We start from the raw sequence: 12,977 nt of genomic DNA, 5'->3' as shown, positions 1-12,977 counted from the left end.
TCGTTTTAACACGCAAATCAAAAGTAACACAGACATGAAAAATAACATAGATTTTAAACAGAGAGTAGATCAATTCAAGTGGAGCAAGGGCCTTTTGGCTCTTGTGTCCCTGCTTGTTTTGAGCGTATCGACGATGTATGGTCAGCTAGAAGCAGGTTATTCGATGTACCGTTTCAACCCACAAGTTATTTCACCTGCGCACTCAGGTAGCACAGCTACGAGTGAAGTGACCTTAATGAATCGCCAGCAATGGCTAGGCATTGATGGAGCCCCAAAGACCTACGTGTTTTCAGGTAACTTCAAGTACGGCGCTCAAAGTGGACTAGGTGTGAATGCGATGCTAGACCAAGCCGGCCCAATGAAAATCACAACCTTCAGTGCTGATTATGCATACCATACGAAACTTTCGGAAGCATGGTCATTCTCCGGAGGTATCCGTGCGGGACTTGCTAATTTAGCCTTGAACTTTGATGAGACGAACTTAGTACACCAAGGAGACCCAACATTCATTAATCGCTCGTCGATGAAGTTTAATACCGGTTGGGGATTAAAGATTGCCAAAGGAGACGGATTCTTTGTGAGCATATCGCAACCGAGATTATTGAAGTATGACTTAGGCGAAGGCTTTAAAGACGCAGCTTACTTCTATGGAATGGTCGGGACAAAGATTAAGGCCAATGAGAAAGTAACGATCTACCCAAGTGCTTTAGTACGTACGGCTTCAGGTGTTCCTTTGAGCTGGGATGCCAACGTGTTAGTGAACTTGGCGGGAAGGTTTGACTTAGGAGCCAACTACCGCAATCAAGACAGTTGGGGCATCCGCGCAGGTATTCAAGCTGTAAAGAACATTTACCTAGGTTATGTATTCGAGATGCCAACGTCTCAGCTAAGCCGCGTGAGTGTGCAGTCGCATGAGATCGCGTTGCGGTATTCGTTCGGAAAGTAAGATTTGCGCTTTGGCAAAGCTATATGCATTGCCAAAGCTGGCCCAAGCAAGATATTGATTAAAGCCCCGGAAGAAATTCTGGGGCTTTTTATTTCCTCAAAAACAAGATTGCCACCGGTTGTTTCACCTCAATATCCTCCTGCGTATCGCTTAATTCTCCATCCTTAAAGGTAAATTTTTGGATTCGATTTTCTCCCTGACTCGCCACATAAACAAATCGTCCACTCGGGTCAAACTGAAAGTTTCGGGGTATCTTCCCAACGAGTATCTCTTTATGGTCGCGCAATTCACCTGAAGGTAATACGGCCAATACACGAATTGAATTTTGAGTTTTACGGTTCGATGCGAGTAACCATTTTCCGTCGGGCGACAGGTGCAAATCGGCGCTGGCATGATTCGGATTCCCGGCACTTCGGTCTATCACAATCCGTTGTAGGTGCGTAAACTCATTCGCATAAATTCGAAATACATCCACCGTCCCGCTCAATTCGCCAAGTACATAAGCAATATCTCCCGATGAATTAAATACCATGTGCCGCGGCCCCGTTCCTTTGGGCAATTCGACATCCTCATACTGTGTCGCCACAAGGCCATTGGATAGTAAGGCATGTACGTGAATTTTATCCGCCGCCAAATCCGTTACGACCAGTTGGCCCCCATCCGGCATGACCACTGCCATGTGCGCATGACTCGGTTTTGGATAGATGATGTTTTGGCTGATGGGTTGAATGTATCCAGCTTTCGTTTGAAATACACTCAGATTTCCGCCTAAATAATTCGCTACGTAGAGGGTTTGGCTGGCCTCTCGAAATAGGGCATAACAGGGGGCGTCGCCTTGTGTCAACTGGGTACTCAGACGTGAAAAAGTGCCCTTTTCTTGCTTATATGAACTAATTGAACCTTTCCTGTCCGCTTCCTCGTGAACTGAAAATAAGTATTGTTGGTCCTTCGATAAGGCCTGAAAAGAGGCCTGTGGCTGCGCAATGGAGTTTACCGTTTTTTGAGTTTGCGGATCGATGATCTCGATGCCAGGATTTCCTTGGCTTGTATACGAACCTACGAGCAAGTTGACTGCCGACGAATCCGGTGTGTGCGAACTCAGGATGGCCACGGCGATAGTTATTAAAATCATTTTTTTTAGCTTTACCCACAAATTAACTGAATTACCTATGCAAAACCGCGTCATCTCCCTAGATGTTTTTCGTGGCCTTACTGTGATGTTGATGACCTTGGTAAATAATCCGGGCGATTGGGGACATATTTATGCGCCTTTTGAACATGCCAAATGGCATGGCTGCACCGAGGGAACTAATTTGGCGGCGTATGTGGATAATTTAGTACTGCCCGGACATTTATGGGCGGTGTCCAAAACTTGGGATCCTGAAGGAATTTTAAGTACCATTCCCGCGATTGCGACAGGCATCATCGGACTAATTGCAGGTACTCAGCTCCGAAAAACGTGCCTTTTAGGCATTTAAGGGCTCATTTTGTTAGTTATTGGATTTGTCTGGGACCTTGCGTTCCCGATGAACAAAGCCTTGTGGACAAGTTCATTTGTTGGCGTAACGGCTGGATGGGCCTTACTGAGTTTCGCCATTTTGTGCTACCTCGTGGATGAGAAAAACCTAACAACCTTCATTGCCCCCATATTGTTATTTGGGATGCATCCGATGCTCGTGTTTTTCTTTTCGGGGATTATTCCACGGGCATTGAATATGATTAAAATAGGCGATCAGGGATTTGTGGGGTGGAAGTACCAATAAACCATTGCGGGACATGTATCTAACCCATACGTTGCGTCGTTGACGGGAGCGGTGATATATTTGGTGATATGGTGTGGAATTTTGCGTGTGCTTACGTATTTAAAATGGACTGTTAAAGTGTAAACAAAAAGGGCGGGAACGCGTTAGGACAACATGAAACATTTTTCTTTAGCCGATTTGGCGAATTGGGATCGCTTTACGCGTGCAAATTTTGTGAACTCGCTTTCTGGGTTTAAAAGCGCTTCCCTGATTTCCTCGCAGGATAAAGACCAAAATCTGAACCTCGCCATCTTTAGTAATATCGTGCACCTCGGCGCAGATCCTGCCTTGATCGCTTTCGTGAATCGTCCGCTGGAGGCCGCGCCGCATACCTTGCGTAATATAGAGGCGACAGGGTTTTATACGATCAATCACATTGCAGTAGACCAGATTTCTCAAGCACATCAGACCAGTGCCAAATACGCCGATGGCGTGAGTGAATTTGTGGAAGTGGGTTTAGAGCCCATGTATCAGGCCGACTTTCCCGTGCCGTTCGTTGGTGGGAGCCCGGTGCAATACGCCATGAAATTGGAGCAAATTATTCCTATCGAACTGAACAACACGTTTTTGGTGATCGGATCTTTGCAGCATGCCTTTGTGGATCCTACCTGCATGGAAACTGATGGATTTTTGAATTTAGATATGGCAGGAAGCGTGGCTTCGTTAGGTCTTTCCTCGTATTACGAAATGAATTTGGTGCAAAAATTACCCTACGCACGCCCTTGAAAGACGCTTAAAATAGACGTCAAAGACTAGACTTTAGACGCTGGTCACTAGATTGATAATTGTGTTCCTGCCTAAATTTCTAACGTCTAACGTCCAGCGTCTAACGTCCAACGTCCAGCGTCTAACGTCCAGCGTCTAATCAATCCATTAACGCCTTTCCCTTCGTCTCTGGCAAATAAATGACTCCTATAATTACGGTCATGGCAGCGAGTCCGATCGGATAGAAAAGCCCCGCAAAATTAGAATGCGTCACGGCGCCTAACCACGTTGCTACAAATGGCGCGCATCCGCCAAACACCCCATTCGCAAAGTGATAGGGGATGGAGAGTGAGGTATATCGGATTTTGGTTGGGAATAATTCAACTAAAAATGCGGCAATTGGACCATAAGCCATGGCGGCGAAAGTAACCAAACAGGTACAAATAAAGGCCAATTGCACTTTGCCCGTCATCGTTAAGAAATAGGCGTCACCTACGAGGGTTCCTTCTTGATCCACGATGTCCGACATCCACGCGAAGAGTGGATAGTAGAAAATGGCAGCTAGCGCCATTCCGCCCAGCATCACCTTTTTCCGACCGATGCGATCTGATAGGCTTCCAAAATACACGAAAAGCGGAGTTCCGATGACAAGCGAAGCCGCAATGATGAGATTCGTTGTTGTGAAGTCCACCTTCAGAATTTTATTGATAAAGATCTGTGCGTAAAATTGGCCTGTATGCCAAACCACCCCTTGGCCTACTATCGCACCAAACATGGCCACCAACATCAGTCGGCGATTTTCTTTACTCGCAAACGCTTCCTTCAACGGATTTTCAGATAAGCGACCCTCCGCTTTCAACTTCGAAAACAGGGGAGATTCGTGCATGTTCCGACGAATAAAATAGGAAACGATTACTAATATCCCTGATAATGCGAATGGTACGCGCCAGCCCCAATCCCGAAATACCGCATCTCCCATCAATTTTTGCGATACCAAAATCACGATGATGGACACGAAAAATCCAAGTGTTGCTGTCGTCTGAATGTAAGCTGTATATTTTCCGCGCTCGGCATCCGGGGCATATTCAGCCACATACGTAGCCGCGCCACCATACTCACCACCCAATGCCAACCCCTGAATAATGCGGAGTAAAAGTAAAATGGCCGGAGCTACTAGGCCGATTTCCGAGTAGGAAGGGATGAACGCAATCGCGAATGTGGATCCGCCCATGAGGAGGAGGGTCAATAAAAAGGTGTATTTCCGACCAATGCGATCGCCTAATCTACCAAAAATCACCCCACCAAATGGCCGAGCCACAAAGCCCGCGCCAAAAGCAGCCAACGTTGAAATAAACGCGGCAGTTGGGTCTTCTTTGGGAAAAAAGGAAAGGGAGATGATGGCTGATAAACTGCCGAAAATATAGAAATCATACCACTCAATCACGGTGCCCACGGATGAGGCGATAATTACTTGCCAAAGCTTTTTAACGGGGATTTTATTGTTGTCAAAAATAGGCGCACTTTCTTGCATAAACGAAAATTTAAGTGGGACCTCGGCAGCGTGTCTCGCCGCTCGTCGCGATACAAAAAACAAAAAAAACGCGCTAAAATCCTATTGTTAAACTGATTAAAATAGCCATCTAATTGATAAATAACGATTTAACTAATCGGCAGATTTAGTGTTATAGCATGAAAAAGCTAAATATTTCCTTGAAAAACGAAGAAACTGATTAATTTTGTTACTTGTCAAAACTCAACCTGATATAGGCATTTGGCCTAAACAATTTAACTTAATAACTATGCTTAAGAGAAGAGATGCTGTCTCCCGCATTGCGATGTTAGTGGGCGGTGTATTTAGCGCACCAACCCTTTACGCCATGGAGGCAAAAAATACCGGCCTAATTGCTGAACCGGGCACATTTTCGCTGACCGACATACAACGTAATGTCGTTGCTGCTGTCGCTGAACACATTATTCCGAAAACAACAACGGCTGGCGCGATTGATGCTGGCGTTCCTGCCTTCATCGAAATGATGCTGAATGATTGCTACAAAAAACCAGAACACGTTAGTTTCAAAAAAGGGGTAGATAATTTGGCAAAAGCTAAATTCCTGAACCAATCAAGCGATGCCCAAATAGCGATGTTGACATTGTTAGAAGCAGACACCAACGAATTAATGCGAAGCTATTCTGTGAGCAAAGTGAAGGTTGGCGACAACGTAGACAAAGATGTTCTAGAAGGCGTGGGCGGTGTTCCATTCTGGCGCGTGATGAAAGAGTTAACGCTGTTGGGCTATTATACGTCAGAAAAAGGCATACAAGGTTCCTTTGTTTACGAACCGGTTCCAGGCCGTTTTGAAGTTATATCCGACATGAAGCCAGATCAAAAATCATTCGCTTATTAATCCCAAAAGACACAAAAAATGAATCTAAATATAGATGCAATCAAGACCCAAACGTTTGACGCTATTGTCATCGGATCCGGAATCTCGGGTGGTTGGGCCGCGAAAGAATTAACTGAAAAAGGACTTAAAGTTGCCGTGATGGAACGTGGTCGCGAGATCAAACACATCGAAGGCTACGAAACAGCAAATAAAAATCCATGGGAATTCGACCACCGCGGTCGGCCTAGCAACATGGCTGCCGAAGAATATTGGGCAGGCATGCGTACCGGATATACACCGAACGAAGAGCATCGCTACCTATTCGAAAACGATAAGCAAAACCCATACATTGAGAAAAAAGGCGGATTTGACTGGATTCGCGCCTACCACACGGGAGGTAAATCGTTGTTATGGGGTCGCCAGACGTACCGTTGGAACAGAGAGGATTTCTTGGCCAATGAGAAAGAGGGAATCGGAACACCATGGCCTATTAACTATGATGATTTAGCACCCTGGTATTCCTATGTAGAGAAATTTGCAGGTATTTCAGGTCAAGCAGAAGGCTTAGATGTCTTGCCTGATTCTGATTTTCAGCCAGCCATGCAAATGACTGCTCCCGAGGTACATTTTAAAAATGAAGTGAACAAAAAATTAGGTCGTCCCGTGACGGTTGGCCGCGTAGCTCACTTAACAAAACCAGGGAAGCAACAAACAGATTTAGGTCGGTCATCTTGTAATTACCGAAACAAATGTATGCGCGGCTGTCCTTATGGCGCGTATTTCAGTTCACTTTCGGCGACTTTGCCTGCGGCACAACGTACAGGCCGTTTGACGATGATTCACAACGCCATTGTTTCGGAACTTATCTACGATGAGAAATCACAAAAAGCAAAGGGAGTTCGTGTAATTGATCAAAATACGCTCGAGTCCAAAGAGTATTTTGCGAAAATAATTTTCGTGAATGCGGGAGCGATTGGTTCTACGTCAATCTTAATGAACTCGAAATCGAACCGCTATCAAAATGGTTTAGGGAATGATTCGGACCAATTAGGCCGTAACATCATGGACCACCATTTGGGCGTGGGCGCTAGTGCAACCGTCGATGGATTCAATAAAGACTATATGTTTGGCAGTCGGCCAAACGGCTTATACATTCCACGCTACCGCAACTGGGGCAAGGATAAGCGTGGATATTCACGCGGTTTTGGTTACCAAGGTGGCGCTAGTCGGGAAGGCTGGGGCCGTGGCGTAAGCCAAGATGGTTTTGGGGCTGATTTCAAAGAAAGCTTAACACATCCAGGCCAATGGACGGTAGGTTTTGGTGGTTTTGGTGAGATCTTACCAGATCCCAATAACCGGTTCACGCTTAGTGACCAAAAAGATAAGTGGGGTTTACCTGTTCTTTCATTTGAAGCGAATTTTGGTGAAAATGAATTGAAAATGCGTTTAGATATGATGAATGACGCTGCCGAAATGCTAGAGGCAGCCGGATTCAAAAATATCAAAGCTTACAACGGTCAAAATACGCATATCGGTTTGGGTATCCATGAGATGGGTACGGCACGGATGGGGACTTCAGTAAAGAATTCCATCGTTAATAAAAATAACCAAGTACATGAAGTGAAAAACGTATTTATGACAGACGGCGCCGCGATGGCATCTGCCTCTTGCGTGAATCCTTCATTAACGTATATGGCGATGACAGCTCGTGCAGCTGATTTCGCTGTTAGTGAATTGAAAAAACGAAATTTGTAATCAAGTTTATGTTTGAAAAGGTCGGTGGGAATTTCTCGCTGACCTTTTTTTGAACTTTCCAATTGCGACAGATGCTGTCATCGCAGTGCATTCCCGTGCAACGTAGCGACAGGCGCTATAAGTAAGCTTATATTCTTTGGTATTTTTTTATCAAATGATTGGTTTATTCGAAACAAGCAGACATCTTCCTTGAAATTTTTACCTAACCCAACTAATACATGAAAACCAAACACCTCTTTTCGGTGCTGTTGATTAAATCGCGGCAATCGAAAAAATTAACCCAGAACCAAGTAGCCCGAGCCGTAGGCGTCAGTCAAAGTGCCTATAATTACTGGGAATCTGGCAAGCATTATCCCAACGCAAAAAAATTATTTAATCTGACAAAAGTACTCAGTATTCCCATTGAGGAAATGCTAACCGCTTGAGTGAACGATCCTTGGAGTCGGCCGACTTCAAGGATTTTTCTTTACCTTTATGCCTGCTATGCAAATTCAATCCCGCACTCGTTTTCTGTTTGTTCTCCTCCCTTTTCTGTGGATGACTAGTGCCTGTCAGGAGGAATCTGCCCCTACACAAAAACAACTTTATTTTCCGTTAGCGACCTATTTGCAGCAAGAAATTGTTCAGTTGCAAAAACATCCTAAGCGGGTCCATAAAACCGTGATTTTGGATGGGAAATCAGAGGTTAAGGTCCTGTCAGATTTGGCGTGGGAAAAGGAATGGGCGCTCTTTATTGAGTCCGATTTAAATAAACCGGCCTTTGATAAAAGCTATGACAAACTATCTGACGATGGGTTTCGTTGGTATTCTTTGAAGATTGGAGAAAAATTACCCGTGAAAAAATTGAAGATCCAGTTGGACGCTTTCGACCGTCCAGCATCCATTGAAATTGAGATGTCTCAGACGAATTTCCTATTTGACACGCAGAAGAAAATGCACATGAATTTTTCGGATGGTAAGGTGCAAACCTATTCCATCGAAGGCACACAGCGGATGCGCTGGGGTTCGCCTACCCATTATCAAATGGTCGGGATCCTACTCCCCAAATAAACCGCTGGATAAATAGCGATCCCCTCGGTCGCATATAATGCACACGATCAAGCCTTCTTCAAGTTCTGAAGCCAACCGGACACTTGAAGCCACACCGCCACCACTACTCATCCCACCAAATACACCTTCTTCGCGTGCTAGTCGGCGCGTCATAATTGTCGCCTCTTCCTCCGAAATATCCATAATCCGATCCACACGTTCCGGTTGGTAAATTTTTGGTCGGTATTCAATCGGCCACCGACGAATCCCCGGAATTTTAGAGCCCTCGGTGGGCTGACAACCTATAATTTGAATCGCAGGATTTTGCTCTTTTAGGTACATCGACGTCCCCATGATGGTTCCGGTTGTCCCCATGGAACTCACGAAATGGGTGATTTTCCCATCCGTATCACGAAAAATTTCAGGCCCCGTACTTTTATAGTGGGCCAAATAATTATCCGGATTTTCGAATTGATTCAATAAAATATATTCGCCTGAGGCAGCCTTGTCTACGGCATAATCTCGGGCAGATTCGATACTTTCAGTTAGCGTTACTTTGGCACCAAAAGCTTCCATCGTTAGTATGCGCTCTCGGGTGGAATTAGAAGGCATTGCCAGTTCGATTTCCAGTCCAAACAGCCGTGCAATCATCGCTAGGGCGATGCCCGTGTTGCCCGAAGTTGCCTCAATTAATTTGGTCCCCGCCTTGATTTCTCCTCGTGCTATAGCGGATTCAATCATGTTTTTGGCCGCGCGGTCCTTCACCGAACCTCCGGGATTATTTCCCTCAAGTTTACCAAGGATGCGTACGCGCGGATTCGCATGCAATTTTGTTAGTTCAACAAGCGGCGTGTTGCCCACTAAATCCAATAATGTAGACATCCTATTCTTCGATTACTTTTAAATTCTCTTGGTGGTAAATTTTGGTATTGGGGGCGACCGAGCGAGTTAGCCATACGTTTCCACCGATAATCGCGTTTTTACCCACAACGGTCTCCCCACCTAAAATCGTAGCGCCTGAATAGATCACCACACCATCTTCGATTGTTGGGTGACGTTTCGTGGAGGCCATTGATTTGGTAACGGATAATGCACCTAATGTTACTCCCTGATATAATTTTACACGTTCGCCAATCACGCACGTTTCGCCAATCACAATGCCCGTTCCATGGTCCATGAAGAAATAAGGCCCAATCTCCGCGCCAGGATGTATATCAATTCCCGTTTTAGAATGCGCATATTCAGTTAAAATACGTGGTATCAAAGGTACTTTTTCCAGATGTAATCCACGTGCCAAACGGTAAAACGCCATCGCATAAAATCCCGGATAGGTTCGTATGACTTCATAATCTGTCGTAGCAGCCGGATCTCCATCCACCATCGCTTGCACATCCGTTAGAAGTAAGGCATAAATCTCCGGTATACGCGCCATATAGCTTTTTGTGATTTCTTGCGGCATCCCAGGTAAATCTTTGCTCATCGTATGCAGGATACTTTCTAGTCCATGTTCGATGCTTTCCCAAACCAATTGCAGGTCGGCCAAGTTCACCACTTGTTTCCGTGTTTGCTCCGGAAAAAGTGTTAGGACTATTTTAGTAAATAGCTTCTTGATGTCAGACGTCGCCGGAAAAGGCTTCGTTTGCGCATGTCGGTCTAATATTTGCTTTAAAAATGCGTCGTTCATCTGTTGTTTGTAAAAAGGGAATGGGCCATGACAGCATTCGTCTGCTGTATGGGGTCGCAGGTGTCAACCACCAAACGCTGAATTTTTTCGGTAGCCCGATTTTCTAATCCATGCACGTAGGCTTTATCGTAATAATGCAATGTTATCGCAGCTACTTCAGCGAAATTACCCGCTTCCAAAGCCTCATGTGCATTTTTATAATGGTCACCTCCGAGTCGTTTTTTGATTTTATCAATCGCCTGCGCTAAATCTTCTTTGGGATAATGGGCATAAACGTCAACCAAGTGTGGCAATCGGTACTGCGCTTCAATATCCAAAAATAGGACAGGCGCTTCACGTAATTGGTTATAAAAAGATTCGCCCATAAATACTTTTCCAATGTGCCGACTCTCATCTTCAACCCAAATGGGCTTTGCATAATCCATTTGAATTAATTGGCTCGCCAAAATATTTTCAAAATGTTCTGAGCTAGGCTGCGGCTCCAATCCTAAATGCCCAAAAGCAGAACCTCGATGATGCGCAATGCCTTCTAAATCAATAACTTGCACGCCACGTCGCTGCATTTCAAGCAATATTTCGGTCTTGCCGCTACCTGTTTTACCTCCTAAAACACGTAAAGGGATGGCCTCTTCAAATTTGGAAAGGACAAAATTTCGGTAGGCTTTGTAGCCCCCCTCAAGGAGTTTGACTTGTATTCCGGCTGTTTCCAAGAGCCATGCCATGCTGCCGGAGCGCATGCCGCCGCGCCAGCAGTGCACGTAGACGGTGTTGTCAACCGCTAGTTTTTTTGCTTTTTTGACCCATTGGGCAAGTTTAGGGCCAACGAATTCAAGCCCGAGTTCAACGGCAGCATCTTTATTTACCTGTTTGTATGTTGTCCCAACGCGTGCTCGCTCCTCATCCGTAAATAGTGGAAATGAAATTGCACCTGGAATATGTGCTTGTTGGAATTCGCCCGGCGAACGCACGTCGAGAATCGGCCCCAAGGATGCGGCCGTAACAAATGCGTTTGGATCTAATTTTTCAGGCATCTAGTGGTTGAGTACAGTTAATTCAAAGGTAAGTGGATCAAGTGCGGCAAATAATGCATCCAAAAAAGCTGGATTAGCCATATAAAATTCCAGAAAATTCGTATGCCGTTCTTGCCACTGACCCGCGGGAAATAAATCCTGTTTCACGGCGGCTAGTTGGCGCAACCCCGTCTCCTGATTTCGCTCCTCTGCCTTGCGCATTTTCTTTGTCAAACGTTCCAATCCTTTTTGCCAGCGCGTTTCTTCTGCAAGAACCGCGGCTTCCAATGTCTCATCAATCGCCTGAGCTTTTTGCGCAATTTTGTTCATTAGGGTTGATAATCGTTCGTGCTCATCATTTAAGTCCAATAAATTTTTTGTGTGCTTATCGATGAATTTCGCCCGTAGTACGTGCGGCTCTTGAAATAAATCCAATATGGATAACTCCAGTTTTTCCAATCTTTTTTCTACCAAAGGAGGAACGATTAACGCAAAATTTCGCGGCAGTAAAATAGGGAAAGGAACTTGATGTAAATCAAAAATCCCTTTAAGCTGAAACCAATATCCTACTTCAGCAGGTCCTCCCAAATAAGTTAAATTTGGCAAGATCATTTCTTGATACAAGGGCCTTAAAACAACATTAGGGCTGAAGTTTTCCGGATGAGTCGCAATCTCCGCTTTGATTGCTTCTGCGCTGAAACGGATATCTGTGTTTAACACATGGTAGTTTCCGTTTCTGTATTCAATACGCTCCCGAAGATCCCCTTTCATGTAGAAAAAGTTGATTTCACGTGCGTGAATCTGCGGTTTATAGCCGAGGTCTACTAGCTGCGCGTCTGTATTTTCGACGGGTTTTTGGTGGGCTTGCGTGAGCACATCCATCTCCATCACCGGCCTGATTAATTCTTTTAAACGGGCATCGTCCGTATCGATGCAGACTAAACCGGTAGCGCCAAACAAGGCATGCATGTATTTTCGTACGGCCTCAGTTAGCGTTTCGCTGCTTTGGTAAGCCTCTTTAAAAATTGGAATTCCGGATGGTAACAGGCTGATCAATTCAGCTAGGTCGGCTGTCTTAAAACGTCCAACGGCCCCTGTATGCTTACTTGTACAGGTATATGTTTTACCGAATAAATGCAAGTGGTTAATCTCATCCCAATCATGGTCTTCGGTGGCCATCCAATAGACAGGTACAAATTTGAACTCGGGATAGGCCTGCTGTAATTTTCGGGCCAAATTAATGGTAGAGACTAGTTTATAAATTACATATAGTGGACCCGTGAGCAGGTTTAATTGGTGCCCAGTCGTCACCGTAAATGTTTTTTCGTCGCTTAGGCAGGCGATGTTGGGGGCATCTGAAATGTTTTGGTATTGTTCGGTAAGTACGTCAACGAGCACCTGCCTATTAATTGATTTTTTTTGATCTATTTGGGCGCGGAAAGATTCCAAGGTAGGCGTTTCTCCATATAAAGGTTTCAGCTCAGGTTTGCCGGCTAGGTAATCGAGGAGTAATTTTGAGAAGCCTGGAACGCGTTGTAGCGGGTAGCTTTGAATAGGCATATCGAATGGTGTTGTTGCGTTAATTTTAAAAACCCCGCATATTTCCGAAAAGTTCTAACGAATTTAAATATATTTAGCCGAAATTTGTGGTTCTATTAAGCG

At 45.0% G+C, this 12,977-nt stretch carries 14 protein-coding genes; 8 read left to right on the top strand and 6 right to left on the bottom strand.

Going from position 1 to position 12,977, the window contains the following annotated elements; all coding sequences use genetic code 11:
• The first annotated feature begins 34 nt into the window (after positions 1–34).
• Complete coding sequence (locus AC1W6K_RS00405) at positions 35–946, top strand: PorP/SprF family type IX secretion system membrane protein (RefSeq protein ID WP_481946014.1); 912 nt, start codon at positions 35–37, stop codon at positions 944–946.
• A gap of 88 nt (positions 947–1,034) precedes the next feature.
• On the opposite strand, the gene AC1W6K_RS00400 is transcribed toward AC1W6K_RS00405, so the two are convergent.
• Positions 1,035–2,078, bottom strand: a complete 1,044-nt coding sequence (locus tag AC1W6K_RS00400; protein WP_481946013.1) for a lactonase family protein — start codon at positions 2,076–2,078, stop codon at positions 1,035–1,037.
• A gap of 37 nt (positions 2,079–2,115) precedes the next feature.
• On the opposite strand from AC1W6K_RS00400, the gene AC1W6K_RS00395 reads away from it, so the two are divergent.
• The 3 genes from AC1W6K_RS00395 to AC1W6K_RS00385 all read left to right on the top strand — a co-directional run bounded on the left by AC1W6K_RS00395 (position 2,116) and on the right by AC1W6K_RS00385 (position 3,474).
• A complete protein-coding gene (locus tag AC1W6K_RS00395) occupies positions 2,116–2,424 on the top strand; it encodes a hypothetical protein (RefSeq protein WP_481946012.1) in 309 nt (102 codons plus the stop codon).
• 9 nt (positions 2,425–2,433) lie between these two features.
• Positions 2,434–2,709 (top strand): hypothetical protein, encoded by a 276-nt coding sequence (locus AC1W6K_RS00390; RefSeq protein ID WP_481946011.1) that lies wholly within the window; start codon positions 2,434–2,436, stop codon positions 2,707–2,709.
• A 153-nt stretch (positions 2,710–2,862) separates the two neighbouring features.
• A complete protein-coding gene (locus AC1W6K_RS00385) occupies positions 2,863–3,474 on the top strand; it encodes a flavin reductase family protein (RefSeq protein ID WP_481946010.1) in 612 nt (203 codons plus the stop codon).
• A gap of 139 nt (positions 3,475–3,613) precedes the next feature.
• Here the strand turns inward: AC1W6K_RS00385 and AC1W6K_RS00380 are convergent, their stop codons facing one another.
• On the bottom strand, positions 3,614–4,984 hold the full coding sequence (locus AC1W6K_RS00380) for an MFS transporter (protein ID WP_481719075.1): 1,371 nt from the start codon (positions 4,982–4,984) through the stop codon (positions 3,614–3,616).
• 268 nt (positions 4,985–5,252) lie between these two features.
• Here AC1W6K_RS00380 and AC1W6K_RS00375 point away from each other — a divergent pair, with 268 nt between their 5' ends.
• From AC1W6K_RS00375 to AC1W6K_RS00360, 4 genes are all read left to right on the top strand, one after another.
• Complete coding sequence (locus AC1W6K_RS00375; protein ID WP_481946009.1) at positions 5,253–5,858, top strand: gluconate 2-dehydrogenase subunit 3 family protein; 606 nt, start codon at positions 5,253–5,255, stop codon at positions 5,856–5,858.
• Between the two features lie 18 nt (positions 5,859–5,876).
• Positions 5,877–7,592: a GMC oxidoreductase gene (locus AC1W6K_RS00370; protein ID WP_481946008.1), complete on the top strand. Its 1,716-nt coding sequence runs from the start codon at positions 5,877–5,879 to the stop codon at positions 7,590–7,592.
• A gap of 218 nt (positions 7,593–7,810) precedes the next feature.
• Complete coding sequence (locus AC1W6K_RS00365; RefSeq protein WP_395785944.1) at positions 7,811–8,017, top strand: helix-turn-helix transcriptional regulator; 207 nt, start codon at positions 7,811–7,813, stop codon at positions 8,015–8,017.
• A 58-nt stretch (positions 8,018–8,075) separates the two neighbouring features.
• Positions 8,076–8,642 (top strand): hypothetical protein, encoded by a 567-nt coding sequence (locus AC1W6K_RS00360; protein WP_481946007.1) that lies wholly within the window; start codon positions 8,076–8,078, stop codon positions 8,640–8,642.
• Here AC1W6K_RS00360 and cysM read toward each other — a convergent pair.
• Genes cysM through bshC form a run of 4 tightly spaced genes read right to left on the bottom strand, consistent with a single transcriptional unit; the run spans position 8,628 to position 12,875 of the window.
• Entirely contained in the window at positions 8,628–9,503 is an 876-nt protein-coding gene (gene cysM / locus AC1W6K_RS00355) for a cysteine synthase CysM (protein WP_481946006.1), read from the bottom strand. The two genes, AC1W6K_RS00360 and cysM, sit on opposite strands and share 15 nt — an antisense overlap.
• A 1-nt stretch (position 9,504) precedes the next feature.
• Complete coding sequence (locus AC1W6K_RS00350) at positions 9,505–10,305, bottom strand: serine O-acetyltransferase (RefSeq protein WP_481946005.1); 801 nt, start codon at positions 10,303–10,305, stop codon at positions 9,505–9,507.
• Positions 10,302–11,336: a tRNA 2-selenouridine(34) synthase MnmH gene (gene mnmH / locus AC1W6K_RS00345; protein ID WP_481946004.1), complete on the bottom strand. Its 1,035-nt coding sequence runs from the start codon at positions 11,334–11,336 to the stop codon at positions 10,302–10,304. Before mnmH ends, AC1W6K_RS00350 begins: the two co-directional genes overlap by 4 nt.
• Positions 11,337–12,875, bottom strand: a complete 1,539-nt coding sequence (gene bshC / locus AC1W6K_RS00340; RefSeq protein ID WP_481946003.1) for a bacillithiol biosynthesis cysteine-adding enzyme BshC — start codon at positions 12,873–12,875, stop codon at positions 11,337–11,339. It lies immediately after the preceding gene.
• Positions 12,876–12,977 lie beyond the last annotated feature (102 nt).

Source organism: Aquirufa sp. (assembly GCF_964796385.1).
The sequence above is the reverse complement of the archived record's forward strand: the minus strand, read 5'-3'. Positions and strand labels throughout refer to the sequence as shown.

Bases quoted from the DNA above. Each gene is read 5' to 3' on its own strand.
- AC1W6K_RS00405 (WP_481946014.1), top strand. From the start codon at position 35: ATGAAAAATAACATAGATTTTAAACAGAGAGTAGATCAATTCAAGTGG.
- AC1W6K_RS00400 (WP_481946013.1), bottom strand. From the start codon at position 2,078: ATGATTTTAATAACTATCGCCGTGGCCATCCTGAGTTCGCACACACCG.
- AC1W6K_RS00395 (WP_481946012.1), top strand. From the start codon at position 2,116: ATGCAAAACCGCGTCATCTCCCTAGATGTTTTTCGTGGCCTTACTGTG.
- AC1W6K_RS00385 (WP_481946010.1), top strand. From the start codon at position 2,863: ATGAAACATTTTTCTTTAGCCGATTTGGCGAATTGGGATCGCTTTACG.
- AC1W6K_RS00380 (WP_481719075.1), bottom strand. From the start codon at position 4,984: ATGCAAGAAAGTGCGCCTATTTTTGACAACAATAAAATCCCCGTTAAA.
- AC1W6K_RS00375 (WP_481946009.1), top strand. From the start codon at position 5,253: ATGCTTAAGAGAAGAGATGCTGTCTCCCGCATTGCGATGTTAGTGGGC.
- AC1W6K_RS00370 (WP_481946008.1), top strand. From the start codon at position 5,877: ATGAATCTAAATATAGATGCAATCAAGACCCAAACGTTTGACGCTATT.
- AC1W6K_RS00365 (WP_395785944.1), top strand. From the start codon at position 7,811: ATGAAAACCAAACACCTCTTTTCGGTGCTGTTGATTAAATCGCGGCAA.
- AC1W6K_RS00360 (WP_481946007.1), top strand. From the start codon at position 8,076: ATGCAAATTCAATCCCGCACTCGTTTTCTGTTTGTTCTCCTCCCTTTT.
- cysM (WP_481946006.1), bottom strand. From the start codon at position 9,503: ATGTCTACATTATTGGATTTAGTGGGCAACACGCCGCTTGTTGAACTA.
- AC1W6K_RS00350 (WP_481946005.1), bottom strand. From the start codon at position 10,305: ATGAACGACGCATTTTTAAAGCAAATATTAGACCGACATGCGCAAACG.
- mnmH (WP_481946004.1), bottom strand. From the start codon at position 11,336: ATGCCTGAAAAATTAGATCCAAACGCATTTGTTACGGCCGCATCCTTG.
- bshC (WP_481946003.1), bottom strand. From the start codon at position 12,875: ATGCCTATTCAAAGCTACCCGCTACAACGCGTTCCAGGCTTCTCAAAA.